Source organism: Allobosea sp. P4_E12, from assembly GCF_056401655.1.
In genome coordinates this window covers 1-24,026 of the sequence record NZ_JBFUIY010000044.1, presented here as the reverse complement: position 1 = coordinate 24,026, position 24,026 = coordinate 1, and the positions used below count along the sequence as shown (strand labels likewise).

Annotated in this window: 21 protein-coding genes; 11 read left to right on the top strand and 10 right to left on the bottom strand. The window is 63.2% G+C overall.

Going from position 1 to position 24,026, the window contains the following annotated elements; translation table 11 throughout:
* Positions 1-304 precede the first annotated feature (304 nt).
* The 7 genes from AC1DW9_RS32195 to AC1DW9_RS32165 form a co-directional block, all read right to left on the bottom strand.
* On the bottom strand, positions 305-1,291 hold the full coding sequence (locus tag AC1DW9_RS32195; RefSeq protein ID WP_476777159.1) for an ABC transporter ATP-binding protein: 987 nt from the start codon (positions 1,289-1,291) through the stop codon (positions 305-307).
* The gene (locus tag AC1DW9_RS32190) at positions 1,288-2,307 is read right to left on the bottom strand and encodes an ABC transporter ATP-binding protein (protein WP_476777158.1); all 1,020 of its coding nucleotides are present in this window, start codon (positions 2,305-2,307) and stop codon (positions 1,288-1,290) included. The genes AC1DW9_RS32195 and AC1DW9_RS32190 overlap by 4 nt, the downstream gene beginning before the upstream one ends.
* Positions 2,304-3,119: an ABC transporter permease gene (locus AC1DW9_RS32185; protein WP_476777157.1), complete on the bottom strand. Its 816-nt coding sequence runs from the start codon at positions 3,117-3,119 to the stop codon at positions 2,304-2,306. The genes AC1DW9_RS32190 and AC1DW9_RS32185 overlap by 4 nt, the downstream gene beginning before the upstream one ends.
* A gap of 1 nt (position 3,120) precedes the next feature.
* Complete coding sequence (locus AC1DW9_RS32180) at positions 3,121-4,053, bottom strand: ABC transporter permease (RefSeq protein ID WP_476777156.1); 933 nt, start codon at positions 4,051-4,053, stop codon at positions 3,121-3,123.
* Between the two features lie 156 nt (positions 4,054-4,209).
* A complete protein-coding gene (locus tag AC1DW9_RS32175) occupies positions 4,210-5,823 on the bottom strand; it encodes an ABC transporter substrate-binding protein (RefSeq protein ID WP_476777155.1) in 1,614 nt (537 codons plus the stop codon).
* 40 nt (positions 5,824-5,863) lie between these two features.
* The gene (locus tag AC1DW9_RS32170) at positions 5,864-7,075 is read right to left on the bottom strand and encodes an enolase C-terminal domain-like protein (RefSeq protein ID WP_476777154.1); all 1,212 of its coding nucleotides are present in this window, start codon (positions 7,073-7,075) and stop codon (positions 5,864-5,866) included.
* A gap of 7 nt (positions 7,076-7,082) precedes the next feature.
* Complete coding sequence (locus AC1DW9_RS32165) at positions 7,083-8,180, bottom strand: enolase C-terminal domain-like protein (protein WP_441480557.1); 1,098 nt, start codon at positions 8,178-8,180, stop codon at positions 7,083-7,085.
* Between the two features lie 343 nt (positions 8,181-8,523).
* On the opposite strand from AC1DW9_RS32165, the gene AC1DW9_RS32160 reads away from it, so the two are divergent.
* The 7 genes from AC1DW9_RS32160 to AC1DW9_RS32130 all read left to right on the top strand — a co-directional run bounded on the left by AC1DW9_RS32160 (position 8,524) and on the right by AC1DW9_RS32130 (position 16,187).
* Entirely contained in the window at positions 8,524-9,228 is a 705-nt protein-coding gene (locus AC1DW9_RS32160) for a GntR family transcriptional regulator (protein ID WP_441492642.1), read from the top strand.
* Positions 9,229-9,639: 411 nt separating this feature from the next.
* On the top strand, positions 9,640-10,755 hold the full coding sequence (locus tag AC1DW9_RS32155; protein WP_476777153.1) for a mandelate racemase/muconate lactonizing enzyme family protein: 1,116 nt from the start codon (positions 9,640-9,642) through the stop codon (positions 10,753-10,755).
* A gap of 33 nt (positions 10,756-10,788) precedes the next feature.
* Positions 10,789-12,387 carry an ABC transporter substrate-binding protein gene (locus AC1DW9_RS32150; RefSeq protein WP_441480560.1) on the top strand — a complete coding sequence of 533 codons (1,599 nt, stop codon included), beginning with the start codon at positions 10,789-10,791 and terminating at the stop codon, positions 12,385-12,387.
* Between the two features lie 11 nt (positions 12,388-12,398).
* Positions 12,399-13,334 carry an ABC transporter permease gene (locus AC1DW9_RS32145; protein WP_476777152.1) on the top strand — a complete coding sequence of 312 codons (936 nt, stop codon included), beginning with the start codon at positions 12,399-12,401 and terminating at the stop codon, positions 13,332-13,334.
* Positions 13,334-14,215 (top strand): ABC transporter permease, encoded by an 882-nt coding sequence (locus tag AC1DW9_RS32140; RefSeq protein WP_476770662.1) that lies wholly within the window; start codon positions 13,334-13,336, stop codon positions 14,213-14,215. The genes AC1DW9_RS32145 and AC1DW9_RS32140 overlap by 1 nt, the downstream gene beginning before the upstream one ends.
* Positions 14,212-15,198, top strand: coding sequence for an ABC transporter ATP-binding protein (locus AC1DW9_RS32135; RefSeq protein WP_441492646.1), 987 nt, complete (start codon positions 14,212-14,214; stop codon positions 15,196-15,198). Before AC1DW9_RS32140 ends, AC1DW9_RS32135 begins: the two co-directional genes overlap by 4 nt.
* Positions 15,195-16,187 (top strand): ABC transporter ATP-binding protein, encoded by a 993-nt coding sequence (locus AC1DW9_RS32130; protein ID WP_441508541.1) that lies wholly within the window; start codon positions 15,195-15,197, stop codon positions 16,185-16,187. Before AC1DW9_RS32135 ends, AC1DW9_RS32130 begins: the two co-directional genes overlap by 4 nt.
* Before the next feature lie 379 nt (positions 16,188-16,566).
* On the opposite strand, the gene AC1DW9_RS32125 is transcribed toward AC1DW9_RS32130, so the two are convergent.
* Positions 16,567-17,778 (bottom strand): carboxymuconolactone decarboxylase family protein, encoded by a 1,212-nt coding sequence (locus AC1DW9_RS32125; protein ID WP_476777470.1) that lies wholly within the window; start codon positions 17,776-17,778, stop codon positions 16,567-16,569.
* A 155-nt stretch (positions 17,779-17,933) separates the two neighbouring features.
* Between AC1DW9_RS32125 and AC1DW9_RS32120 the strand changes: the two genes are divergently transcribed.
* The 3 genes from AC1DW9_RS32120 (at position 17,934) to AC1DW9_RS32110 (ending at position 20,421) form a co-directional block, all read left to right on the top strand.
* The gene (locus tag AC1DW9_RS32120) at positions 17,934-18,848 is read left to right on the top strand and encodes a LysR family transcriptional regulator (protein WP_441480566.1); all 915 of its coding nucleotides are present in this window, start codon (positions 17,934-17,936) and stop codon (positions 18,846-18,848) included.
* 776 nt (positions 18,849-19,624) lie between these two features.
* Positions 19,625-19,975: a calcium-binding protein gene (locus AC1DW9_RS32115; protein ID WP_476777471.1), complete on the top strand. Its 351-nt coding sequence runs from the start codon at positions 19,625-19,627 to the stop codon at positions 19,973-19,975.
* Positions 19,972-20,421, top strand: a complete 450-nt coding sequence (locus AC1DW9_RS32110) for a hypothetical protein (protein ID WP_476777469.1) — start codon at positions 19,972-19,974, stop codon at positions 20,419-20,421. Before AC1DW9_RS32115 ends, AC1DW9_RS32110 begins: the two co-directional genes overlap by 4 nt.
* 580 nt (positions 20,422-21,001) lie before the next feature.
* Here the strand turns inward: AC1DW9_RS32110 and AC1DW9_RS32105 are convergent.
* Both AC1DW9_RS32105 and AC1DW9_RS32100 read right to left on the bottom strand, forming a co-directional pair.
* The gene (locus AC1DW9_RS32105; protein ID WP_476777468.1) at positions 21,002-22,918 is read right to left on the bottom strand and encodes a diguanylate cyclase; all 1,917 of its coding nucleotides are present in this window, start codon (positions 22,916-22,918) and stop codon (positions 21,002-21,004) included.
* Positions 22,919-23,284: 366 nt separating this feature from the next.
* Positions 23,285-23,524 carry a hypothetical protein gene (locus AC1DW9_RS32100; RefSeq protein ID WP_476777467.1) on the bottom strand — a complete coding sequence of 80 codons (240 nt, stop codon included), beginning with the start codon at positions 23,522-23,524 and terminating at the stop codon, positions 23,285-23,287.
* A 171-nt stretch (positions 23,525-23,695) separates the two neighbouring features.
* Here AC1DW9_RS32100 and AC1DW9_RS32095 point away from each other — a divergent pair, with 171 nt between their 5' ends.
* Entirely contained in the window at positions 23,696-23,884 is a 189-nt protein-coding gene (locus tag AC1DW9_RS32095; protein ID WP_476777466.1) for an SDR family NAD(P)-dependent oxidoreductase, read from the top strand.
* The last annotated feature ends 142 nt before the right edge of the window (positions 23,885-24,026 follow it).

Below are 24,026 nucleotides of genomic sequence, written 5' to 3'. Positions count from 1 at the left end.
AGAGATCGACACCGAAGCGTGACGATCCAGAAGATTTCGTTCAGGCACCTGAGGCATCGAACGCGCTCACCGCGGACCCGGGGGGAGTATCGTCCGAAGTTCCAAAAGTGCGCCGGCGCTACGGGAATAGCGGGGCTCTGCCTGCGGGTGAGCGTTGGAAGCGGCGGCTACCGCCTATCTTGCGACAGACTAAGTCTGTCACTTGAATGGATCTTGGTCAGCGTCACGGGCAACTCCGAGGCATCCTAGGCAGTTCACAGCCAACGTCGCCGTTTTCTTACAGGCAAATTCCAACTCAACGATCTTATTGTGGGCGTCCGCCACCGCCGCCGAGCGGCCAAGGAGACGCGAAGTGGCAGGCCACCAGATGCCCTTCGCCGACCGGTCGCGCCTCTGGCACCTCCGTCCTGCAGCGGGGTTGCACAATCGGGCAGCGCGGATGGAAGCGACATCCCTTGGGGATCGCGGCGGGACTCGGTGGATCGCCCGGCAGCAGGATCCGGTCCCGGACTTTTGCTGGGTGCGAAATCGGCACTGCCGAGAGCAGTGCATGACTGTAGGGGTGTTGAGGGGCCGAAAAGAAGGTGGTCTTCGGTGCGATTTCGACGACCTGGCCGAGATACATCACGGCCACGCGGCTCGCCATATGTTTCACGCTCGCCATGTCATGCGAGATGAAGAGATAGGCGGTGCCTTGCTCGTCCTGGAGATCCTGCAGCAGGTTGATGACCTGGGAGCGCACGGATACGTCGAGAGCCGAGACTGGTTCGTCGGCGACGATGAGTTTGGGCCGCATCGCGAAGGCACGGATGATGCCGAGGCGCTGGCGCTGCCCGCCTGAAAACTGGCGCGGCCATTGGCTGACATGGCGGGCACTGAGCCCGACCGCCTCCAGCAGGCGCACCGCCGCGCTGGTCCGTTCGCCCCGCTGCGAGACGAGGCCATGCACTGCGAGCGGCTCCGTCACGATCGATCCGGCTCGCATGCGCGGGTCCAGCGACGAGAATGGATCCTGGAAAATGAACTGCAGATCGCGGCGGATGGCCTTCATGCGCGGTTGCGACAGGCCGGCGATGTCCTGCCCCTCGAACAGGATACGCCCCGCGGTCGGATCGGCCAGGCGCAGCACGAGCCGCGCCAGGGTGGATTTGCCGCAGCCGGATTCGCCGACCAGGGCGAGCGTCTCGCCGGCATGGAGATCGATCGACACGCCGTCGACAGCCCGAATGCCGCCAGCGGCCCTGCCAAAGATCTTCTGCAAGCCCTCGAGGCGCAGGAGTGGTTCGCTCATGTGTTTGCGTCCGCGCTCATCGCTGCCGCTCGGTGGGCTGCCAGCCGGGTGCTCTGCCGCGCCCAGCATGCGGCCCTGTGGCCGTCTTCCACCGGTTCGAGCGGCGGTGCCTGTCCGGCACAGGGGGCAAAGCGCTCGGGGCAGCGGGGGTGGAAGGCGCAACCCGTCGGCATCTCCGTCAGATGCGGCACGGCGCCGCCGACCGTCGGCAACCGCCGCACGGACGGTGTCTCCAGCGAGGGCGTCGCAGCCAACAGACCGACCGAATAGGGGTGGCTCGGCGCGTCGAACAGGCGAAGGGCCGTCGCCTCCTCGACGACCCGGCCGCCATACATCACCGCGACACGGTCGGTCAGTTCGGCCACCACGCCGAAATCATGGGTGATGATGACCACGGCAAGATTCAGTTCCTGGCGCAGCCGTCGCAGCAGGTCGAGCACTTGCGCCTGGATGGTGACGTCCAGCGCGGTCGTCGGCTCGTCGGCGATCAGGACCTGCGGATCGCAGGAGAGTGCCATCGCGATCATGACGCGCTGGCGCATGCCACCGGACAATTCGTGCGGATAGGCGGCGGCGCGCTTGTCGGGCGCAGGAATGCCGACGAGGCTCAGAAGCTCGATGCTGCGGGCGCGTGCAACTGCGCGGGAGAGACCGAGATGCCGCCGCAGCGGCCCGCCGATCTGCTCGCCCACGGTCATGATCGGGTTGAGCGCCGTCATCGGCTCCTGGAAGATCATGCCGATGCGGCGACCGCGGATCGCATCGAGTGACTGGCGCGGCAGGGTCAGGAGATCCTGCCCATCGAACATGACGCGGCCGGCCGTGACGGTGGCGGCTTCCGGCAGCAGGCCAAGCGCTGCCAGCGCGGTCAGGCTTTTGCCGGAGCCGGATTCACCGACGAGGCCGAGGCACTCGCCAGCGTGCAGATCGAGATCGACGCCGCGGAGCGCCTGAACCGGGCCGTTTTTCGCGCCGAAGGAGACCTGGAGGTCGCGGATGGAGAGCAGCGGCGTCATCGCCCGGTCACCCGGTCGGGATCGAGGCGGTCGCGCAAGCGGTCTCCGAGGATGTTGAAGGCCAGGACCGTCAGCGTGATCGCGAGCCCCGCAAATAGGGCCGGTAGTGGCGAGCCGAAGATGTCGGCAACACCCTCGCGCACCATGTTCCCCCATGACGGGGCCGGAGCCTGGGCACCGAGCCCGATAAAGCTGAGCGATGCCTCGAGGCGGATCGCCGAGCCGATCCAGATCGTCAGCATGACGATGAGGGGGCCAGCGATGTTGGGCAGGACATGCATTCCAATGGTGCCGAACTTGCCGCGCCCCATGGCGATCGATGCGTCGACATAGGCCTCCCGCTTGACCGACAGCGCCGAGGCCCGCGAGAGGCGGATGAATGACGGTACGAGCGCTGCCGCGATGGCGATCGACAGATTCTGCACGCCGGGTCCGAGCAAGGCGACGATCAGCACGCCGAGCAGAAGCGGATCGAACGACATCATCATGTCGGTGAGGCGGGTGACGATCGCCTCGGCCCAGCCGCCGAAGAAGGCCGACGCCGTGCCCAGGCTGATGCCGACAAGGGCGGCCAGCATCGGCGCGGCCACCCCGATCGTAATCGACAGGCGCGCTCCCTCGATCAGGCGAGAGAAGATATCGCGGCCATATTCGTCGGCACCCAGCCAATGCGCGGCGGAGAGACCCTGATCGGCCGCGGCGAAGTCCTGCAGCAGCGGGTCATGCGTCTGGAGCCAGGGGGCGAACACGACGACGACCAGGAGCAGGAGCAGGATGGCGGCGGCGATGGCCAGGAAGACGCGATCGAGCATGTCAGGCTCCCTTCACGCGGGGGTCGATGACCACGTAGAGCAGGTCGGTTCCAAGGTTCACCAGCACGACGAGGACCGAGAGAAGCACGAGGCCTCCCTGGATCAGGCTGTAGTCGCGGGCGGTCACCGCGCCGACGAGCAGTTGCCCGACGCCCGGCCGGTTGAAGACGAGTTCGATCGCAATGGTGCCGCCGAGCGTGGCGACGATCATGAGTGAGAGCTGCGTCGTGATCGGGATCAGCGCGTTGCGCACGATGTGCTTCCAGACCACGACCCGCTCCGGCGTGCCGAGCGCGCGAGCCGTGCGGACATAGTCGCGGCCCGAGACGTCGAGGACGGCCGTGCGGGTGAGGCGCATCAGGCCGCAGCCCTTCAGCAGTCCGAGCGTCATCGCGGGAAGGACGAGGTAGCGCAGGTCGAAGGGCGTGTCGCCACCGCCGAGCAGCGGAAACCAGCCGAGCTTCAGCCCGAACACGATGAGCAGGATGAGGCCGAGATAGAAATCCGGAAGGGCCGAGCCGAACAGCGAGACGAGCCGGCTCGAATGATCGACGCCGCCACTCGGGCGCATCGCCGAGGCGACGCCCACGGGCACGCCGATCAGGATGCCGACCACGGTCGAGGCGAGCGTCAGCATGATCGTATAGGGCAGGTGCCGCAGCATCGTCGCGGTGACGTCGACCCCGTTGACGAGCGAGCGGCCGAGATCTAGATGCAGGAGCCCCCAGAGGAAGCGGCCGTATTGGACGAGGAGCGGCTGGTCGAGCCCGAGTGTCCTGCGGACATTCTCGATCGTCTGGGCATTGGCGCGGTCGCCGAGCATGGCGATGACGGGATCGCCCGGCAGGAGCCGCATGGCGAAGAAGACGAAGGAGAAGACCAGGAAGGCGGTCAGAATTGCATCGGCCAGTCGCTTGAGAACGAACCGCCCCATCGTCTCGCAAACCTTTCAGGGCATGCCCGGCGGCATGAAGCCACCGGCGCCTGGCGCTCGATCATCTGTCCGGATGTCGTATCCGCCCAGTGATCCAACCTCGTGTGTTTGCATCGGCTGTCCCGAAAACCGCTCTCCAGGTTTCAGGCCGATGCCCTAGCGGGCTACGCGCCGCGCCGTGGCGTATTCGTATTGGCCAAAGCCGCTGAGCGGCTTGTAGCCGAGGTCGACATGGCCCTGGATCGCGCTGACCAGGGGTTGGGTCTGCAGCGGCAGCACCGGCATGTCGCGCAGGATCTGGAGTTGGGCCTCCTTGAGCAGCGCCAGCTGCCGGTCGACATCGGTCGACCCGACGGCCTCGTCGACGAGCTTGTCGACGCTGCCGCCGATCTCGCCGTAATGCGAGAAATTGCGCAACGATGCCGGCTTGCCGACCGCCGCGGCCGAATGCAGGAACTCGTTGATCACGGCGGGCGCCGTCGGCGCGATCGCCGTCGACAGCATGTCGATCGTGCCTTCGTCCTTTCGGATGGCGGCGTGATAGCTCGCATGGTCCATGATCTTGAGCTTCACGTCGATGCCGACCTTACGCAGCATGTCCTGCACCATCAGCATGTTCTGCTTGTAGTCGGAGCGCTCGCTCGACAAGGCCTCGATGCTGAAGCCGTTGGGGTGGCCGGCCTCCGCCAGCAGGGCCTTGGCCTTGATCGGATCGTAATCGTAGCGAAGCTCGGCGGGGATATCGGCTGTCTTCAGGGCGCCGTAGAACTCTTCCGGGACGATCGTGGGCAGCGGGCCGTGGACCACGCCGAACACGGATTTCCAGACCTTGCGATCGACTGCATAGGCGATGGCCTGGCGCACGCGCACGTCGTCGAGCGGCTTGATCTTCATGTTGAAGTGGAGGAATTGCAGGCTCCCGGGCTGCATGATGCTGATCTGGGCATCGCTCCGGGCCTTCTGGATCTGATCAACCCAACGCGGTTCGCGCGGGCCGCTGGTCTGGTCGATCTCCTTGCCGATGAAAGCGATTGTCGCGGCATTGTCGGCCGGGATGTAGCGGAAGCGCAGGGTCGCGGTCGGCGGTGCGCCGCGGAAATAATCCTTGTTCGACTTGAGGACGATCGATTCCTGCGGCCGGTACTCGGCGAATTCGAACGGCCCGCTGCCGATCGGCGCGCGGCCGAATTCGGCTCCAAGCTTTTCGACGGCTTTGCGCGGCACGATGTAGCGGCCGAAACCGGGCGTCAGGGCCGAGGCGTGAAAGAACGCGTTCGGTGCCTTGAGGACGAAACGGACCGTCAGCGGATCGACGACCTCGATTGTGTCGATGTCCTTGAAGCTGGCGCCGTGCACGCCGCCGAGCTTGGGGTCGAGTTGGCGTTCATAGGAGAACTTCACGTCATCGGCAGAGACCTCGCCATAGCCCTGGTGCCATTTCACGCCGGGCTTGAGATAGAAGGTCCAGACCTTCTTGTCGGAAGAGACCTCCCATCGTTCCGCGAGCTCCGGCTGAAGCGCCGCCAGCTCGATGTCCATGGTGCCGCGCTTGGTATTGACCAGCGAGTTGAAGACCTGGAGCACGATCGTCTCGTCGTCGCCCGTCTTGGTCAGGGCTGGATCGATCGAACCGAGGTCGCGGGCCTGGAGCCGCAGCGTCAGCGTGTCGGTCGCGCCCTGCGCGAAGGCTGCGCCGTTGTGCGACACGGCACTGAGGCCGGCCATGCTCAGGGCGCTCGCGACGACTGAGCGTCGTGTGATGCGTGTCATGATTTCCTCCTGTGGGAATGGCGGGCTCTTTCGGCCGCGCTCATTCGAAGACGCTGTGGCTGACCTTGTGCTTCTCGATGAAATCCCAGTCATAGGTGACGCCGAGGCCTGGACCGTCGGGCACGACGAAGCAGCCGTCTGAGGCGACCGCGTCGAGCTTGTCGGAATATCCGTCGGTATAGAACGTGCCGACAGCCTGGCCGCGCGACGGCCCGACCATGGCCAATTCATAGAAGTTCGTGTTTCGGATGGCGGCCATGGCGTGGCGATGTGCCGGACCATTGCCGTGGAGCTCGACATCGAGGCCCAGCGCCTCGGCGAAATGGGCGACCTTCATCGTGCCGGTGATGCCGATATCGAGATCGGGATCGGCCCGCACGAAGTCGGTGCCGTCGGCGAGAGTGAGTGTCGCCATGGCTTCCAGCCCGCGCACGTGCTCGCCAAGCAGGATCGGCGTCTTGATCAGTTCGCGCAGGCGACGATGGGCGTGGGCAGCAAGCCCGCCGTCACTATAGGGATCCTCGTACCAGAAGAAGCCGGCCTCATCGCAGGCACGGCCACAGGCGAGGGCGTCGGCGAAGGTCTTCAGGTGACAGGCTGAATCGTGCATCAGCTTCATGCGCCCGCCGACACGCCGACCGAGAAGCCGGATCGCGGCGGCATCACGCCGCCAACCGCCATCGGTCCAGCCGTGCATCTTGAAGGCGCGATACCCCAGGCCGTGGCATTCCTCGGCGAATTCGGCGAAGGCCTCGGGCGTGGCCAGACCACCGCCATCGCCACCAAACCAGGTCGATGCGTAAGCCGGCAGGCGCTTGCCGCGATGGCCGCCGAGCAGATCGCTGACCGAATGGCCGGTGCGCTTGCCGGCGAGGTCCCAGAGGGCGTTGTCGATCTGGCAGCCGCCGATCCGGTCTTCCTTGCGCAACCAGCGGCGAATGTCTTCGTAGATCGTCTCACGGGCATAGCAGTCCCGCCCGATGATCCATTTGGCGATGAAATGGGTCTGCGGGGCGGTGTCCGTACGCCCGCCGACATATTCGCCGCGCGCGCCGTCCTGGGTTTCGATGCGGACCGCGATGCGTTTGCGTGTCGTTCGCACGCCTGGCATGTCGATGCCGCTCGGGCTGACATCGAAGGCGACGTTCTCCATGTCCTGCGCGAACAGAATGACGTCGATCCGGCGGATCCGCGTGGCCGCCGAACCGAGGACGTCGCGGGCGGCGCTTGCCGTGTCTTCTACGCTCAGCATGGCGCCCTCACTCGATCACGACATGCGATTTGGCATTGCGGGTGATGTAGTCCCAGTCGTAGCTCACCCCCAGACCGGGCCCTCCGGGCACCGGAAAGCATCCATCAGCACCGACGCTGTCGAGATCGTCGGAATAGCCGCAGGTGTAGACCGGCGCATTGAAATTGCCTCGGGACGGCCCGACCATCGACAGTTCGTAGAAATTGGTGTTGCGGATCGCCGCCATGCAGTGCCGGTGGGCGGGTCCTGGCGCATGCAACTCGACATCGAGGCCGAGCGCCTCGGCAAAATGCGCGATCTTCATCGTTCCGGTGATACCGATGTCGAAATCGGGGTCGGCGCGCACGAAATCGGTGCCGTCGGCGATTGTCAGCGTCGCCATGGATTCCAACCCCCGCACATGCTCTCCGAGCAGGAGAGGCGTCTTCAGCATCTCGCGCAGCCGCCGGTGGGCGTGGGCGGCAAGACCACCGTCGCTATAGGGATCCTCGTACCAGAAGAAATTGGCGTCATCGCAGGCCCGGCCGACTTCGAGCGCGTCGGCAAAGCTGCGCAGATGGCAGGCAGCGTCATGCATCAGCGCCATCCTGTCGCCGATGCGCTGGCCAAGCAGACGCACGGCCGCGGCATCGCGCGTCGGGCTGCCGTCGGTCCAGCCATGCATTTTGAATCCGCGGTAGCCGAGCTCGTAACATTCCTCGGCGAAGTCGGCGAAGGCTTCGGGCGTCGTGAGGCCGCCACCCTCGCCGCCGAACCAGGTCGAGGCGTAGGCGGGGAGGCGGGTCTTGCCGCCGCCGAGCATTTGGCTGACCGACAGGCCCAGTCGATGGCCCGCCAGATCCCACATCGCGATGTCGATCACGCCAGCGCCCATGCGGTCTTCCTTGCGGAGCTGGCGGCGGACACGCTCATAGGCCCGTTCGCGGGCGAAGACGTCGAGGCCGAGCACAGCGCGGGCGCAGGCCGCGGCCTGGGCCAGCGAGTTCGCCTGGCCGCCGACATAGGCGCCCCGCGCGCCGTCCCGCGTTTCCATTCGCACTGCGAGGCGAGTGCGCGCGGACTTCGCGCCGGTCACGTCGATGCCGCCGGGTCCGACTCCGACCATCGGATAACTGAATATCCAAATTTCGACACGGACGATTTCGCTCGCGCGAGGACCTGGTTCGGCTCCGTCTTGCGTCTTGTCCAGTAGCCGCACGTCCATGGTGCTCGCTTCCAATCCCTTGGCACGGCCGGTTGTGACCCAGGGTCCGGGTCGCGAGGCCCAGGCTGGCTGGACATCTTCGGCTTCGTCAGATTATATAATATCTATAACTTCGCAGAAGGCGGCGAATGTCAAGACGTCCGAATGAGGCTGATTGCGTCGCACGGGTTGCATCAACCCGCATTGCGTTTCACGAACGGGCGGCGATCAGGCGGGCGGTGGAATCGACGATGAGAGCGCCGAGATGACGGACGCACCGGCCCCCGCCAGCCGAATCGTGCCCTTCATGCAGGCGACGACGTATCAGCGGCTGCGCGAGGCCATCCGCGCCGACATAGTTGCCGGGACCTTCGCGCCGTCTGAACATTTGAAAATGGCGGCGCTGGTGCAGCGCTACGGGACGAGCCCCGCGCCGATCCGCGAGGCGCTTGGGCAGCTCGAAGGCGAGGGCTGGATTGAAATTCTACCGAACCGGGGCGCGCGGGTTCGTTCGATCGAACGGGCCTTCATCCGCGAATTATTCGAGATCCGCCTTGCTCTTGAACCGCCTCTGGCCGGCTACAGCGCGGCGGTTGCAACCGTTAGCGACATCAACGCACTCTGGGCTATCCATAAGGATTATGCCGCCGCGATCGGCCAGGGCAATTCGGCGGCGATCTCTTCGACCAACGGCGCTTTCCACACCAGCATCCTGTCGATCCGCCCGAACCGATCCGCGCTGGTTCTGCTCGATCAGCACAATGCATTCGTTGGAGCGACGCGACGCCGCTTCGGCTTCCCCGACCACCGCCTTGCCGCAATGGTGCCCGAGCACGAGGCGATCATCGAGGCCTGCGCGCGCAACGATGCGACTGCCGTGCGTCGGCTGATGCGTGCGCATATTCAACGCTCGATCGACGAGTTGATCCCGCGGCTGCCGGGCAACGACCCGGATCATCTCGAGAGTTGAACAGTTCTGACAGGTGCGAGCGGTGGCTTTTACTATCAACCGACCGTGCTGAGTGGGGTTCCGGTGGATGCAGCCATTTGAAACGACGGTTCTTCGGTCGCACTGCGCCGATCTCTACGTTCCCAGCCAAGTAGGAGGCGACCCGCCTGGCCAACGACACCGAGAACGGGCCGATTTTAATGTCTGAACACGCGACCTCTCCAACGGGTTGCGGGGCGCGGGCAAACTGGAAAGCGTCATGGGCGGCACCGATCGACGGCCTAGGGTGGATCTATCGGCTCCGTTCGACGCTACCAAGCAGAGTGGGTTCGCGCGACGCCATCCTCGTATTCAGTGAGACTAAATAGGTCGCAGTGAGCTGATGAGCGCCCTGCGATAATCAGGTGGGTCTAACGTACCAAGGGGGGCATAATGAAGATTGCCAAGGTAGAGACGTTCCAGGTTGATTGGGGTGCGTCTGCAAAGGGGGCGCGAAGCGCGTTCGTCCGGATCGAGACTGAGGATGGTCAATACGGCCTGGGTGAAGCCTCGCCCATGCAAGGCGGCCTGGCTTCGCTAGTCATCATCGCCAACGACATGGCGCCGGCCCTGATCGGGAAGGATGCTCTCGATCATGCCGTCCTGCTGGACACTTTGTTCCACAAGTGCATCAAACTTGGGCCGGAAGGGGCCACAACGGGCGCGCTCGCAGCGCTCGACATCGCGCTCTGGGATCTCAAAGGAAAGCTGCTCGGCCAGCCTGTCTACAAGCTACTCGGCGGGGCCTGGCGCACGGCTCTACCCTGCTATGCCTCCGTTGGGGGCAATGCCTGGCGCACGGTTGATCAGGTTGTCGAAGTCGTCATGCGGCGGGTGGAGAAGGAGCGGCCCGCGGCGGTGAAGATCCGCTGGGACGGCGACCGGACCAGGCAGGACGTCGATATTCCCGGCGACATTGCCAAGGCCAAGGCTGTCCGCAAGGCGCTGGGCGATCAGTTCGTGCTCGGGTTCGACGCTAATAACGGCTATTCGGTCGGCGGCGCGATGCGGGTCGGCCGGGCGCTCGAAGACCTTGGCTACACGTGGTTCGAAGAGCCCGTGCAGCACTACCATGTCGCTGCCATGGGCGAGGTCGCCCAGCGCCTCGACATCACCGTTTCCGCCGGCGAGCAGACCTATACGCTTCAGGGGCTCAAGGACCTGATCAATGCCGGCGTGCGCATGGTGCAGCCTGACATCGTCAAGATGGGAGGCATCACCGGGCTGATGCAATGCGCCGCCGTCGCCTATGCTCACGGCGTCGAGCTCGTCCCGCACCAGACCCAGCCTTCCGTCGGCCACCTCGCCAATATTCATGTGCTGTCGACCATCATGCATCTCAGCAAACCGGTCGAATTGGCGGATAACTGGGAGCGGGCCGGATCGCTCTTCAAGAAGAACCCGTCCGAGCCCATCGATGGCCGCTTCGAATTGCCGACGGCCCCGGGGCTCGGAATGGAATTCGACGAGGCCGAGATGAAAAAGCGGAGCATTCCCATCAGCGCCTGACGTCAGAACAAGACAAAAAGGGAGGAAAAAATAATGAAACTAACCAGAAGAACGTTTCTCGGTCACGCCTCGACGATTGCAGCGGCTGCGGCGCTGGGGGCTCCCATCGCTCATGCAAAGGACGAGGCGATCTCGATCGCCCTGGCGGCGCGTTCGCCCACGAGCATCAATCCGCAGCAGCCCGGGATGACCGGGGGCGACAACTGGGCGATTCACCAGGTGTTCGATACCCTCGTGAAATCAGACGAAGGGACGTTTGCAATCCGGCCCGAGGACTTCCGCCCCAGTCTCGCCGAGAGCTGGGAAAGCTCGGAGGATGCCAAGACGTGGACATACAAGCTGCGCCGAGGGGTGAAGTTCCACAAGGGCTACGGTGAAATGACGGCTGACGATGTCGTCTTCACCTTCGCCCGGCATCTTGATCCGAAGATCGTGACCAACCAGAAGCCGCTCTACTCCAATGTCGAGGCGGTCAAGGCGCTCGATCCCCACACCGTCCAGTTTACCCTCAAACGGCCCGATCCGCTGTTCAACGGCAGCGTCGTGACCACCCTCGCGGCCTCGATCCTCTGCCGGAAGGCCTTCGAGGAGAAGGGCAAGGACTTCGCCATGAGTCCGGTCGGGACGGGCCCATACCAGGTGGAAAGCGTCAGCCCCAGCGACGGGATCCAACTGGCTGCCTTCCCAGATCACTTCGCTGGACCGGCGGTTACCAAGACGATCCATGTCCGCTTCATTGCCGACACGACGGCGCGAACCCTCGCCTTCGCCTCAGGCCAGGTCGACATGATCGAAGGCGTCCGCTCTCCCGGCTGGCTCCCATCGATGCGCCAGCGCTCGGCCAGCACGATCTTCGACGCCACGGCGCCCGGCAGCTTCAACCTGCTCCACCTGAACCTGACGCGGCCGCCGCTGAACGATATCCGCGTGCGGCAGGCGATCCGCTACGCCATCAACAGCGACCAGATCGCAACGGCATTTGCCGGTCTTGCGGTCCCGATGGTCGGGGTCATCGCTCCGCAATTCGCCGGAGCGGTCAAGAAAGCGGATTTGCCGCCCGAGCTGCAATACAACTACGATCCCAAGAAAGCCAAGGCGCTGCTGGCAGAGGCGGGGCACCCGAACGGCGTGACCATTCCCTGCTTCACCAGCCAGCGTGAGGATTATGCGGCGATCATGCTGATGCTCCAGGAGCAGCTGCGCGCCGTCGGCATCAACCTCGATCTCAAGATCATCGACCATGCGACCATGCATTCCGAGAACCGCAAGGACCGGAATTCGATCGCCCTGTACTCGTCCAGCTACCCGCCGGTGCCGACGCAGCCCTTCCTGCAGCTGCTGTCGGCCGAAGCGGACGTCAAGGCCGATGGCACCGGAGCGGAAAACTACAGCCACTACGGCGTCGCCATTCCCGGCATCGACGCACTCATCGAAAAGGCTCAGGACGAGCCCGATTTCAACAAGCGTATCGCGCTCATCCAGGACATCGAGAAGCAGGTTCTGCGTGATCTGCCGCTCCTTGGGATTGTCACGCTCTCCTATGTCATAGCGCGCAATCCGCGTGTGAACATCGGATTCCCGGTCAAGTCTGGCTACGCCTATTGGCGTTTGAACAAGGCCACGCGCGTCTAAAGGGGCAGACCATGCTGCGTGTCATCGGAGCGAGACTGCTCGATGCCGTGCCGACGGTCCTGCTGGTGCTGACGCTCGTGTTCATCGCGCTGCGCCTGCTCCCTGGGGACCCGGCACTCGTCGCCCTCGGCGACTATGCGACCGCGGAACAGCTTGCGCTGTTTCGCGAGCAAATGGGGCTGAATGCGCCTCTCTGGCAGCAGTACCTCACCTTCATCTGGGACATGCTGACGCTCGATTTCGGGCAGTCCCTGATCGATCGAACGCCGGTCCTCCGGCTGCTGGCCGATAATCTGCCCTACACGATCGAGCTGACGCTTGTCGCGACGGGGATGGGGCTGCTCGTCGGGATTCCGCTCGGGGTGGTCGCGGCCGTCAACCGCAACAAGCTCCCCGACGCCGGCGTTCGCGTGTTCTCCCTCATCGGCTACGCGATCCCCGACTTCTATCTCGGGGCGCTCCTGCTGATCGTGTTTGCCCTGACCCTCGGCTGGTTCCCGATCAATGGCGGGGGCACCGGATTTTTCGACCGCATGTACCACGTGTTTCTGCCGGCGGTGACACTCGCCATGGTCAAGATGGCCTTCCTCGGCCGGTTGACACGGACCTCACTGCTCGAGGTCCTTGGCAAGGACTATATCCGCACGGCACGGGCGAAAGGCGCACGAGAGAACCGCGTCATCTATCGGCACGGGCTGCGCAACGCCTTGCTGCCGATCACGACCGGGCTGGGGCTCAGTCTTCTGGCGACGCTGTCTGGGTCGGTCGCGATCGAGCTGGTCTTCAACCGGCCAGGCATCGGGGAAGTCCTGATCAGCGCAATCGCCAAGCGGGACTATCCAGTCATCCAGGCGGGCGTCGTGGTGTTCGCCTTCTTTGTTGTTCTGATCAACCTGCTGGTCGACCTCGCCTACATCGTGGTCGATCCCAGAATTCGGGTGAAGTGATGACGCTTGCCACGGAACAGACCCATGTTCTCGCGCCGGAAGAGCCACGCTTCGGATTGCTGCGCAGCATCATCCTGGGCCAGCCCTCCACGATCCTGGCGACGATCATCATCGCGGTCTTCCTTGCCATCGCCGTTCTGGCGCCCGCGATTGCACCTTATGACCCGCTGGCGCAGAGCTATCTCGCGATCAACTCATACCCGTCGGCGGAACACTGGCTCGGCACGGATCAGTTCGGACGAGACGTGCTGTCGCGCCTGATCTTCGGATCACGCAATTCGCTGATCTTCGGTCTGATCTCTCCGACGCTGGCTGCGCTCGTTGGTACCGCACTTGGCGTCGCCGCCGGGTATTTCGGCGGGATGATCGATCGTCTGGTGACCCGGATCATCGACCTCCTGCTGGCATTCCCGGAGCTGCTGCTCGCTATCATGATCGCAGCCGTGCTCGGCGGCGGCTTCTGGAACGTCGTGGCGGTGATAACCATCGCGTTCGTGCCGGGCTTTGCCCGCGTGGCGCGGGCCTCGACGCTCGCGGTCAAGCAGGAACCCTATGTTGAAGCGGCCATCGCCGCGGGGGTCACCACGCCCATGATCATCGTCCGGCATGTGCTCCCGAATATCTCGGCGCCCATCGTGGTGCTGATGACGCTGTGGGTCGCATCGGCCATTCGGCTCGAGGCCTCCCTCAGCTTCCTCGGGATCGGCACCCAGCCGCCCAATCCGAGCTGGGGCAACATCATCCGCGACGGCTTGGGGAACATCTTTGGCTCCCCCTGGCCGATCATCGGAGCGGGCTTCGCCATCACGATGGTCGTCCTGGCCTTCAACCTGATCGGCGATGCGGCCCGCGACGTGCTCGATCCGGAGACCGCGCAATGACGCCACCTCTTCTGAAAGTAGAGAATCTGGCGGTCGAGTTCGGTCCCAAGACCAATCCCATCCGTGCCGTCAATGGCGTGAGTTTCGAGATCGAGGCCGGCGGCGCCGTTGGCATCGTCGGCGAGTCCGGGTCGGGGAAGTCGATCACGTCGCTGTCGATCCTGCGGCTGATCCCCGAGCCGCCGGGCCGGATTGTGCAGGGCCGGGTCGAGCTGAACGGGGTCAATCTTCTCGATCTGCCCCGAGCGAAAATGCCCGATATCCGCGGGCGCGAAATCGCGATGATCTTTCAGGAGCCGATGAGTTCGCTCAACCCCCTGATGACCATTGGCGATCAAATCGGCGAAGCCATCATGCTCCATTCCGCGCTCGATCGCGAAGCGCGGCGGCGCCGGGTGATCGAGGTGCTGAACCTTGTGGGGATTCCCGATGCCGCGGGCCGGGTCGACGCCTATCCTCACCAGTTCTCGGGCGGGATGCGCCAACGCGTGATGATCGCGATGGCGCTCGCATGTAGCCCCAAGCTGTTGATCGCCGACGAGCCGACAACCGCGCTCGACGTCACGATCCAGGCCCAGGTGCTCGAACTGATGAAGCGGGTTCGGTCCGCGACGAACACGGCAATCCTCCTGATCTCGCACGATCTGGGCGTCATTGCCGATGTCTGCGAACGGGTGATCGTCATGTATGCCGGTCGTGTCGTGGAAGACGGTGACGTGCGATCGATTTTCCGCAGGCCAAGTCATCCCTATACGCGCGGTCTGCTGGAATCGATCCCCCACCTCAGGGATCAGCGCCGACGCCTGTTCCAGATTCCCGGCTCGGTGCCATTGCCCGGCACCGTCAAGCAGGGCTGCCCGTTCTATTCCCGATGTTCGCTGCGGGTTGACGAATGCGCCAGGGAAATGCCGCCGATGTTCCGCTTCGGCGAGAGCCATACAGCGGCCTGCTGGGTCACAGCAAAGGCGGAGGCCGTCCAATGATCGAGCCGCTTATCCGGACCGAGAATCTCAGCAAGACCTTTGGCGAGGCCGGCGGCCTTTTCCGCAGATCGAAGGGCAGCAGCGTCCGTGCCGTGGACGGCGTGTCCTTTTCGATCAATCGCGGCGAGACCGTCGCGGTCGTCGGGGAGTCCGGCTGCGGCAAGTCCACCATGGGACGGCTGCTGCTGCGCTTGATCGATGCGACGGAAGGCAGCGTCTTCTTCGAGGGAACGGACATCAACACGCTCTCGCGAAGCGAGATGCGGCAGATGCGCCAAAGAGCACAAATGGTGTTTCAGGATCCCTACGGGTCCCTGAGCCCGCGCAGGAGCATTGCCGACATCGTCGCCGAACCGCTCGAGGCTTTCGGCCTTGTTCGCAACCGACGGGAGAAACGGGAGCGGGTCGCGGAACTTCTGAACCAGGTCGGACTATCGCCCAGCTTCATGGACCGGAAGCCGCGCCAGTTCTCGGGCGGCCAACGTCAGCGGATCGGCATTGCCCGGGCCATTTCGGTTGATCCGAGTTTCGTCGTGGCGGATGAGCCGGTCTCCGCCTTGGACGTCTCCGTGCAGGCACAGATCGTCAATCTTCTGCAGGACCTGCAGGAGCAGAAGCGCTTCACATATCTCTTCATTGCCCATGACCTTGCCGTGGTCCGGCACATCGCTGACCGGGTCATGGTGATGTATCTAGGACGCGTCGTTGAGATCGGGCACAAGGAGCAGATCTATTCGGCCCCGCAACACCCCTACACCCAGGCCCTCCTGTCGGCGGCCCCTGAGCCGGACCCGGATTTCAAGGCCAGGCGCATCATTCTCGAGGGCGACGTCCCCAGCCCGACACGCGTTCCTACGGGGTGCAGTTTTCACACCCGCTGCCCGCTGGTGCAGGACATTTGCAAGGCAGAACGCCCAGCATTGCGCGAAGTGATGCCTGGGCAAAGCGCAGCTTGCCACTTTGCGAGTCCGAATCCCATACCGGCCTGAACAGCGCACGGCTGCTCGATCGCGTTTCCACGGCGACTTCGGAGCGACAATCCATGCCGCTCTCCCAAGACAATCCTGAAGCCTCGCCGTCCCTTATTACGGAGGGCATTTCTCCGTCAGCCGGACGATTTCCGGCTCGAGCTCGTGGGCGGGCGCCATCGCTCCGAGTCAGTCAGCTGCGGAAGGTTCTCGTCGCATTTGCGGCCGGCGCTGGCCGGCTAATCGACGGTGGAAGGTGATCTGCTTCCGGCTGAGCGGCGTGCGACGAGATGGCGCCGACAATTGTGGCGAGGTGCGATCCGGGCGATGGCCGGGCGGCCTGGCCGATAGTCAGCACGATCCCTGAGCAAGTTGCCGTATGCGGCGGCAACCAAGCACTTCATTCGGGGCGCTTGGCGAATTCCTCGCCGGCAATCCGCACCGCCTGTTGCACGACGGGATAGCCGCTGTAGGGCACGAGGTTGAGGAGGGTTTCGAGCACCTCCTTTCGGCTCGCGCCGGCATTGAGTGCCGCGTTGATGTGGACACGCAGCGGGGCTTCCGTAGTCGTGGTCGCGACCGCCGCCAAGGCCGCGCAGGCCGTCAGCTCGCGGATTATAGGATCGATGCCTGGTCGTGAGAAAACGTCGCCGTACGAGTGCTCGACGATCATCCGACCGATATCCGGTGCAATGTCGTCGAAGCTGCGGATGACCGTTTCACCGGATGCTCCGGAGGTCTGTGCAAGTGTCGCGAGCCCGCGCTTCCGACGCAACTCCCGGCTCTCGGACAGTTGTGCCGCCGCGGATGGCGCCGTGATCGCTGTAGCGCCGCGGTCTGCCGAGAAGGCCCGTTGGGCGAGACCGAAGGCGTTGAGTGCGGCGGGAAATCCGGCATAGACGCTAAGCTGCATTAGCGCCTCGGCAATCTCTGCAGGCGACAGGCCCTGCTTGAGGGCGACTTTGAGATGGAAATCGAGAGCGTCGTCGCGGTTGCCGGTCGCCGCCAGCATCGAAATGATGGCGAGGTGCTTGGCCTTCGGTTCCAACCCCTCGCGCGCCAGCGACTCGCCGAAGGCGAATTCAATCGTCCAGCGTGCAAGGTCCGGCGAGATCGCTTCAAGAGGCCGCAGATGGCCTTCGCCGTTGACCGCTAGTAGGGCTTCCAGTCCGCGCCGGTATCGCTGCGTTCCGTCGTCGCTTGCCGGTGGCGGGGCCTCGAAGGTGATGCCTCGCTCCTGGAAGATCTCGCGCGCCAGGGCGATCGAAACGACGGCGGAGGGGAAGCCGAGAACCGCCACGGATACGAACAGCAACTCGACCAAATCCTGCGGTCTCCCGCCGGCGTTGAGGAAGCCTGTCATATGAAACTTGAGCTGCGGTTTGACGCTGCCCAGCGCCATCAAACAAGAGACGGTGCAAATCTGCCGTAGCGGCAAACTCAGTCCCGGGCGGGAGAGAATATCGCCATAAGAATATTCGACCGTAAAACGCGCCAAGTCCGGCGACGCCTCTGCAAGGCGTTTGATCGGCAAGTCAAAACCCTCGCCGCCGATCCGCTGGAGAACCTTCATGCCGCGTTCGAAACGCTCGCCGTTTGCGTCTTGAGCCATGGTCTGCTGGGCTCCCATCAAGCCGCTTCATGAAGAGGGTTTCGGGGGGCATGACTTCGGCCATGCGGCGCGATAGAGCCGCCGCCCCGTGCCCCTATCAGAGATTCATCGCTGAACGATTGCGATAAATCCAATTCATTAATAATATCATCGTCATGAATGCGGTTCATCTTGCCAATATCGATCTGAATCTGCTGGTGGTGTTCGATGCCGTGTTTGCAGAAGGTCATGCCACGCGCGCAGCCGAACGGATCGGGCTGACCCAGCCGGCCGTGAGCCACGCGCTCAACCGGCTGCGTGCTTTGTTCGGCGATCCACTCTTCGTCCGCTCGCCGCGTGGCATGGTGCCGACTTCGCTGGCCCAAGATATCGCGCCGAACGTGCGATCTATCCTCGAGCAGGTGCAAGGCGTACTGCGTGGCGGGCGTGCTTTCGACCCGACCGCGAGCACACGGCAGTTCGTCCTCGGTCTCTCGGACTATGCCGCCTTCGTGCTTCTGCCTCGCCTGACCGCACGCCTCGACCAAGAGGCGCCGGGCCTGTCTCTCGTCGCCCGCAATACGAGCCGGAGCGTCGGCCTGCCGATGCTGGAGGATGGAACGGTCGAACTGATCGCGGGCAACTTTCCGGAGCCGCCGACACACATGCGGGAGGAACTGCTCTACGAAGAAGACTTCATCTGCGCCGGCCGCGGCGACCACCCCAATCTCGGCGAACCGCTCGATCTCGACCGATATTTGGCCCTTCGCCACATTCAGGTCTCGATGAGGGGCAATCCGAGCGGCTATGTCGACGCCGTGCTGGCGGAAAGAGGGCTCAAGCGAAATGTGGCCGTAACCGTCGGACACTTCCTGATGGCCCCAATGCTGGTGGACGCCTCCGATCTCGTGGCGACGGAACCACGCCGCCTCTTTACGCCGCTTGCCGGCCGCCTACCCCTCAGGCTCTTCCCGCCGCCGATCGACATTCCCCAGTTCCGGGTGGTGCAGACATGGCACTCAAGGCACGATGCTGATCCGGGCCATCAGTGGCTGCGGCGCATTCTCCGGGAAGTCGGTCAACAGGCATAAGTCACTAATCTACGGGCGACCCCCTGAACGGTCCCGCTCACTCGGCGCTTCATCGTCGGCCCATACTACTAGGTAGTTCGATGGCGTCGGACATTTTCGCGGCAGACGGCCAAAGGCGTCGCACGTTAAATTCGATTCCTGAGCGCGAAGCCGAGCTGAACCGGGCCAATCACTCTGCGGCAATTTGGAGGGCTAGCGTAGACATGGTGCCCATCATCGTGGAGCGTAGCCCGCCAGCCCCGCCGATTCCCACTCGAGCGGTTCGGCCCCGAGTTGATCTTCATTGAAAACGTGCCTGGCATAGCGGTCGGCAAGAGCGACGAGAGCGCTCCGCTCGATCGCCTTATCGAATGGCTCGGCCGCAACGGCTACCTGCCCGATATCTTGGCACACTTCGTTGAGTGTGGTCTCCTGTCCCTTGTGGAAGTATGCTCTTGGGGAGGCGTGGGCGAGTTCTCATTCACGAGGCATATCAGGTTTCCATGTCAGGCCATGCGATCCACATCAAGATCGACGGAAGAACCTACTCGGGGACCTTCAAAGTTGACCGAAAGATGCTGATCGTCACAACAACCTACGGCAGCAAATCCGCCGAAACGAACCCGCGGGTGGCCCATGAGACCCTTGCTCACCAACTCCTTCAGGAACTTGTCCAGCAGGAAAAGTCGCGCAAGGGCTCGACGCTCTGACGAAAGGCGTGCGCTCGGCATTGTCACGGGAATGATGTGATCTGAGCCTGCCACGGTAGGGTAGGAGCATACAGCACCGATTTCGTCATCGCGGGCACGAATGGCGATGATGTCATCACCGGCACGCCGGGCGACGACCGGATCTTCGCGGCCGGCGGCAATGACCAAGTCACTGCGCTTGCTGGCGATGACGAGGACCATGGCGGCGCCGGCGACGATATCCTCGATGGCGGTCCGGGCGGCTTCGACAATCTGTTTGGCGACGCGGGCAATGACCGACTGACGCTGGCGACGAGCGACGGCGGCGGCACGGCGTTTGGCGGCGAGGGCGACGATGTCATGTTCGGCAGCGACACCTCCTTCAACAACTTCGACAACACGCTGCGGGCGAGGCCGGCAACGACGAGCTGCATGCCGGCGCGGTCGGCACATCCATGAACGGGGAAGGCGGCTCGGATTGGCTGATCAGCGGTGCGGCCGACGACCAGATGGAGGCCGGACGCGACGAGTTCGGTTTCGAGCTGGACAATGCGCAGGATCTGTTCGTCTACAGCGGAACCGGGCGCTGGAGCGAGGAAGGCAGCTTCTTCGGCGACACGGTGTCCGGCTTCCAGGATGGTTCGGACCTGTTCGACCTGCGCGGCAGCGGCCTGCAATTCTCCGACCTGTCGATCGTCAACGAGGAATTCGAAACGACGATCACCTCGGTGCGCGGGAATATCTCGGTCTTCGTGAATGCCGGGCAGGAGGTTTTCCTCGACCAAGATGATTTCCTGTTCGACCCGGCGCCCGCGCCGTTCTATGCGGCCGCGCAGCCAACGCGGCTGAGTTCGGACAGGATCCGTGACCGCCCCTCGCTTCACGAAGTGGCGTTTGTCGGCTAGGCGTGGTCGGGCGGGCCGCTGCTCAGGTTCCGTTTGGCCCGCCACCTCTGGCTTCCCATGTCAGAATGGCGAGAGCCAAATTCTCGAGTTCGACCTCAGCCATCGGATGACGAGCAGCAGCATGGAGGTCGCAAGCTCGGGCACAGGCGCGAATATAGTCCGCCTCCGAACTCAACATTACGGAGCGGCGACTTGGGTAGGCTGGGGCCCGGTTTCGCCTGCGGTCTGGTCGTTCTTGACGCATGCCAGGCTCCCCTGCGTTGTGCCTCCGCGGGTCTGCGCGATGGAATGCGCAGTGAGAATCGCCAAAGAAAGCCGACGACGAAAACCTGTGATGGAGCCGCTCCGAGGAGCAATCCCACCATTTCGGATCCGCTAAAAGCGGAGAACATAATGCTGCTCGCTGTTCACATCTTGGAATAGCGGCAAACGTCTCGGATCGCGCCCCCTCCTTAGTATAGGTCGCAGTAGTCTCACCGAACGGTATCGGCCAAGACGGAGCGGCACGGCTGGCCATAGGCATGGGCTCGGCGGAGCGCGCTTAATCGCTGGCGTCCGACAACCGGTGCTTCAAAATGCGTTATGCAGTTTTGGCCCCGGGCCAGCGGATCACTTTTCCTGCCATCATCAGGCGATCGCGACCGCCATTCTTAGCCGCGTATAGTGCTCGATCGGCTGCTTCCACCAATGAAGCATGGTTGGTCGTGGTCGCGGCATTGGGCCAGATCGTAGCGCCGCCAATACTTGCCGTTGTGCGCCATGCGGCGACACTACCGTCTTCAATCTGGATTTCGTGGAGCGCCTCTAGAACCCTGGTCCCGACCTGCTCGCACCCGTCGGAATCCGTATTCGGGAGAAGAAGAGCGAACTCTTCTCCGCCATAACGGGCGGCAAGATCGGCCGACCTCAGAGCCTGGTTAGCCAGTACGCTAGCGATCGTCCGCAGGCAGCTATCTCCCGCTTGATGTCCGAACTGGTCGTTGAACATCTTGAAGTGGTCGATATCGATCATCAGCAGGGAAATAGGAGTGCCTTCCCTGCGCGCTCTCGCCCATTCCTGCTCTAGACGTTCGTCGAAGCAGCGACGGTTGCCAAGGCCTGTGAGCCCGTCGGAGGCGGCCAGAACGGCGAGCTTCGCCTCAAGGTCTTTGTGTTGCGTCATATCGCGGGAGAGAGCAACGAAACCATTGATAAGACCAGTGTCCGAATTCCTGGTTGCGCGCATTGTCGTCTCGACCCAGATCTCGGACTTCTCGCGATGGCGAATGCGATAGAGCATTCGCGCTTCGTCCATCTCACCTCGCTTCAGCGCTTCAATCGTTTGCTCGACTCGTGGTCGGTCCTCGTGATTGACGCCCGCCAAAGCCGAGGTTCCGACAAGTTGCGCGGGGGCCCAACCCAAAACGCGCGCTGAGGCTGGAGACGCATAAAGAATGCGTTCGTCGAAATCGATACGTGTCACCAGGTCGCTGGACTCTTCAGCCAGGAGCCGAAAGTCAGCCTCCTTTGCCGCGATTGCAGCGGCAAGACGCTGACGTGCGACGAGCTGCCGGACGAGATGGATACCGACAAGAGCAATGAACAGGGCGAGCCCAACGACGAAGGCTACCCGTGTGATCACACCCTGGCGCCAGCGCGCAAGCACGTCGTGCTCCGCTTGTGTCGCGAGCAAGACGAACGGGAAGCGATCACTCACTTTGTAGAAGCTCAACCGCTGCAATCCGTCCAAGGGTGAGCGGAAGTAGTATGTTCCCGATGAAGCGCGAGGGATCTGTTCGCGAATAAGACGGGTCGTCGACAGATCCCTGCCTACAAAACTGCCGTCACCGACGCTTCGGGCAAGCAGAATTCCGTCCTTGTTGAGCAATGTGACGGTGCCGCGTGGCCCAATATCAAATCTCCTATAAAATTCTGCGAAATAGGCGACGTCGATTGTCGCAGCAACCACGCCGGCAAACCTGCCATCCCTGTGATTGAAGCGGCGCGATATCGTGATGATCCATTGACCGCCCGATCGGCTTTGCACAGGGGGGCCTAAGAAAGTTTGGCGGTCGTCGATATCGCGATGATGTTGAAAATAGGCGCGGTCACTATTGTTCAGCCCGGCGAGGTTTACGCTTTCCGTCGTCGCGACCCACTCGCCGATCTCGTCATAAACAAAGAGGCCGCGGATACGGCCTAGTGTGGTTCGACGATCGTTTAGGAAGCTCTGAAGGCCCGCTAGGGCCTCGGACTCAATGCCAGTTGATTCCAGGCGATTGGCAAGCCCAAGGAGCGTCGCGTCGGCGAGCTCCACCGAATCTTCGGCGTGCTGCGTAAGCGAGCGGGCGAGATTGGCCATGTCTATCTCGGCATTCTCCAGCACCGCTTCGCGCGCTGACCATTCTCGCCAGCCGCTAAGGATGAGAATCGCAAGACAGGCAATTGTCACGAACACGCCGGCCCAGAACGGAAGGCAAGAACGGTTCGCAATTTGCGTGTCGACGCCGGCCCTCATTGTGACGGGCCTCCTCTTAGTTGGCACCCGCTCGCTCGCGATGAAGCATCGGCGACGCGCTCGGCTGTAGTCTAAGTGTACATCATCGACATAATGAACCCCAGCTCACGCTTTCAACGATCGCCATCGCACTTGTTTCAACCCCAGCAGCCGCAGAACGATCAAGGCAAGGCCAACACGTGCAATGAGTTACCGCCGCTCAGGACCGGTCTCACTGACGCCTTCGAGCCCGAAGCGGCGAGGACACGGAACGTTCGCTCGGCCGCCAGCTAACGCGATTGGCGAGGGCTGAAAGCCCCGGGAACGCATTATGTCATTAAGACCATGAGGCGTGGCGGAGCCTCATTCAATCCATAATTCACGAATTTATCTCTGTATCGGCGTGCGGACCTTGCCGATCAACTGATTGGGTGTCGCGAAGGCGTGCTCCGTCTGGCGCAGCGCATAGCCGGGCATCGGACTGAGGATCACGTCGGACCCACTGCGTGCTCCTGCAGTCGGATGCAGCAGCGCGACACGCTGCCCCTTCGTGACCGCGTCACCCAGCGCGACGAGATGTTCGACGAGGCCCGCTCGCGACGCCTCCGGCCCGGCCGTGAAATGCACGCCGGGGCTCCAACATAGCTGGAACCGCCACAAAGCGGCCGGCAGTGAAGCGCTTGATTGCCTAAGTTGATAGTAAGTGTAATAGCCCTGCGGCCTCTTATTGAGTAAGGCTCGCGTTTCGGCTCCGGGTTGTGGGCCTTTCCATCACTCCAATAGTCCCCCGGTCAAATCATGACGAGCCAGCAACGCGTTCTCATCACGGGTTCAGCAGCCGGAATAGGGCGCGCGATCGCCGATCGCTGCCGGCAAGACGGGTACGAGGTGGTCGGGATCGATCGGGATGAATCCGACATTCGTGCGGATTTGTCTGATCCACAGGCAACTACCCTAGATGCCGTAATGGGCCGGCGCTTCGAATAGCCATTTTGGGTGGCTGTCCCTCAGAATGATGGTGTTGAAAACGAGGTCCGAGCGATCGGCCTCAAGCATCATGAGAGGAACAGCCGTGGAGCATTATGCTGGAATCGATGTCTCTCTGACAGAGAGCAGCGTGTGCGTGGTC

Coding starts and splice junctions, on each gene's coding strand:
- AC1DW9_RS32120 (WP_441480566.1), top strand. CDS start 17,934: ATGAATGCGGTTCATCTTGCCAATATCGATCTGAATCTGCTGGTGGTG.
- AC1DW9_RS32150 (WP_441480560.1), top strand. CDS start 10,789: ATGAAACTAACCAGAAGAACGTTTCTCGGTCACGCCTCGACGATTGCA.
- AC1DW9_RS32105 (WP_476777468.1), bottom strand. CDS start 22,918: ATGAGGGCCGGCGTCGACACGCAAATTGCGAACCGTTCTTGCCTTCCG.
- AC1DW9_RS32185 (WP_476777157.1), bottom strand. CDS start 3,119: ATGCTCGATCGCGTCTTCCTGGCCATCGCCGCCGCCATCCTGCTCCTG.
- AC1DW9_RS32195 (WP_476777159.1), bottom strand. CDS start 1,291: ATGAGCGAACCACTCCTGCGCCTCGAGGGCTTGCAGAAGATCTTTGGC.
- AC1DW9_RS32165 (WP_441480557.1), bottom strand. CDS start 8,180: ATGGTCGGAGTCGGACCCGGCGGCATCGACGTGACCGGCGCGAAGTCC.
- AC1DW9_RS32145 (WP_476777152.1), top strand. CDS start 12,399: ATGCTGCGTGTCATCGGAGCGAGACTGCTCGATGCCGTGCCGACGGTC.
- AC1DW9_RS32155 (WP_476777153.1), top strand. CDS start 9,640: ATGAAGATTGCCAAGGTAGAGACGTTCCAGGTTGATTGGGGTGCGTCT.
- AC1DW9_RS32175 (WP_476777155.1), bottom strand. CDS start 5,823: ATGACACGCATCACACGACGCTCAGTCGTCGCGAGCGCCCTGAGCATG.
- AC1DW9_RS32125 (WP_476777470.1), bottom strand. CDS start 17,778: ATGGCTCAAGACGCAAACGGCGAGCGTTTCGAACGCGGCATGAAGGTT.
- AC1DW9_RS32135 (WP_441492646.1), top strand. CDS start 14,212: ATGACGCCACCTCTTCTGAAAGTAGAGAATCTGGCGGTCGAGTTCGGT.
- AC1DW9_RS32130 (WP_441508541.1), top strand. CDS start 15,195: ATGATCGAGCCGCTTATCCGGACCGAGAATCTCAGCAAGACCTTTGGC.
- AC1DW9_RS32095 (WP_476777466.1), top strand. CDS start 23,696: ATGACGAGCCAGCAACGCGTTCTCATCACGGGTTCAGCAGCCGGAATA.
- AC1DW9_RS32160 (WP_441492642.1), top strand. CDS start 8,524: ATGACGGACGCACCGGCCCCCGCCAGCCGAATCGTGCCCTTCATGCAG.
- AC1DW9_RS32170 (WP_476777154.1), bottom strand. CDS start 7,075: ATGCTGAGCGTAGAAGACACGGCAAGCGCCGCCCGCGACGTCCTCGGT.
- AC1DW9_RS32190 (WP_476777158.1), bottom strand. CDS start 2,307: ATGACGCCGCTGCTCTCCATCCGCGACCTCCAGGTCTCCTTCGGCGCG.
- AC1DW9_RS32140 (WP_476770662.1), top strand. CDS start 13,334: ATGACGCTTGCCACGGAACAGACCCATGTTCTCGCGCCGGAAGAGCCA.
- AC1DW9_RS32180 (WP_476777156.1), bottom strand. CDS start 4,053: ATGGGGCGGTTCGTTCTCAAGCGACTGGCCGATGCAATTCTGACCGCC.
- AC1DW9_RS32110 (WP_476777469.1), top strand. CDS start 19,972: ATGAACGGGGAAGGCGGCTCGGATTGGCTGATCAGCGGTGCGGCCGAC.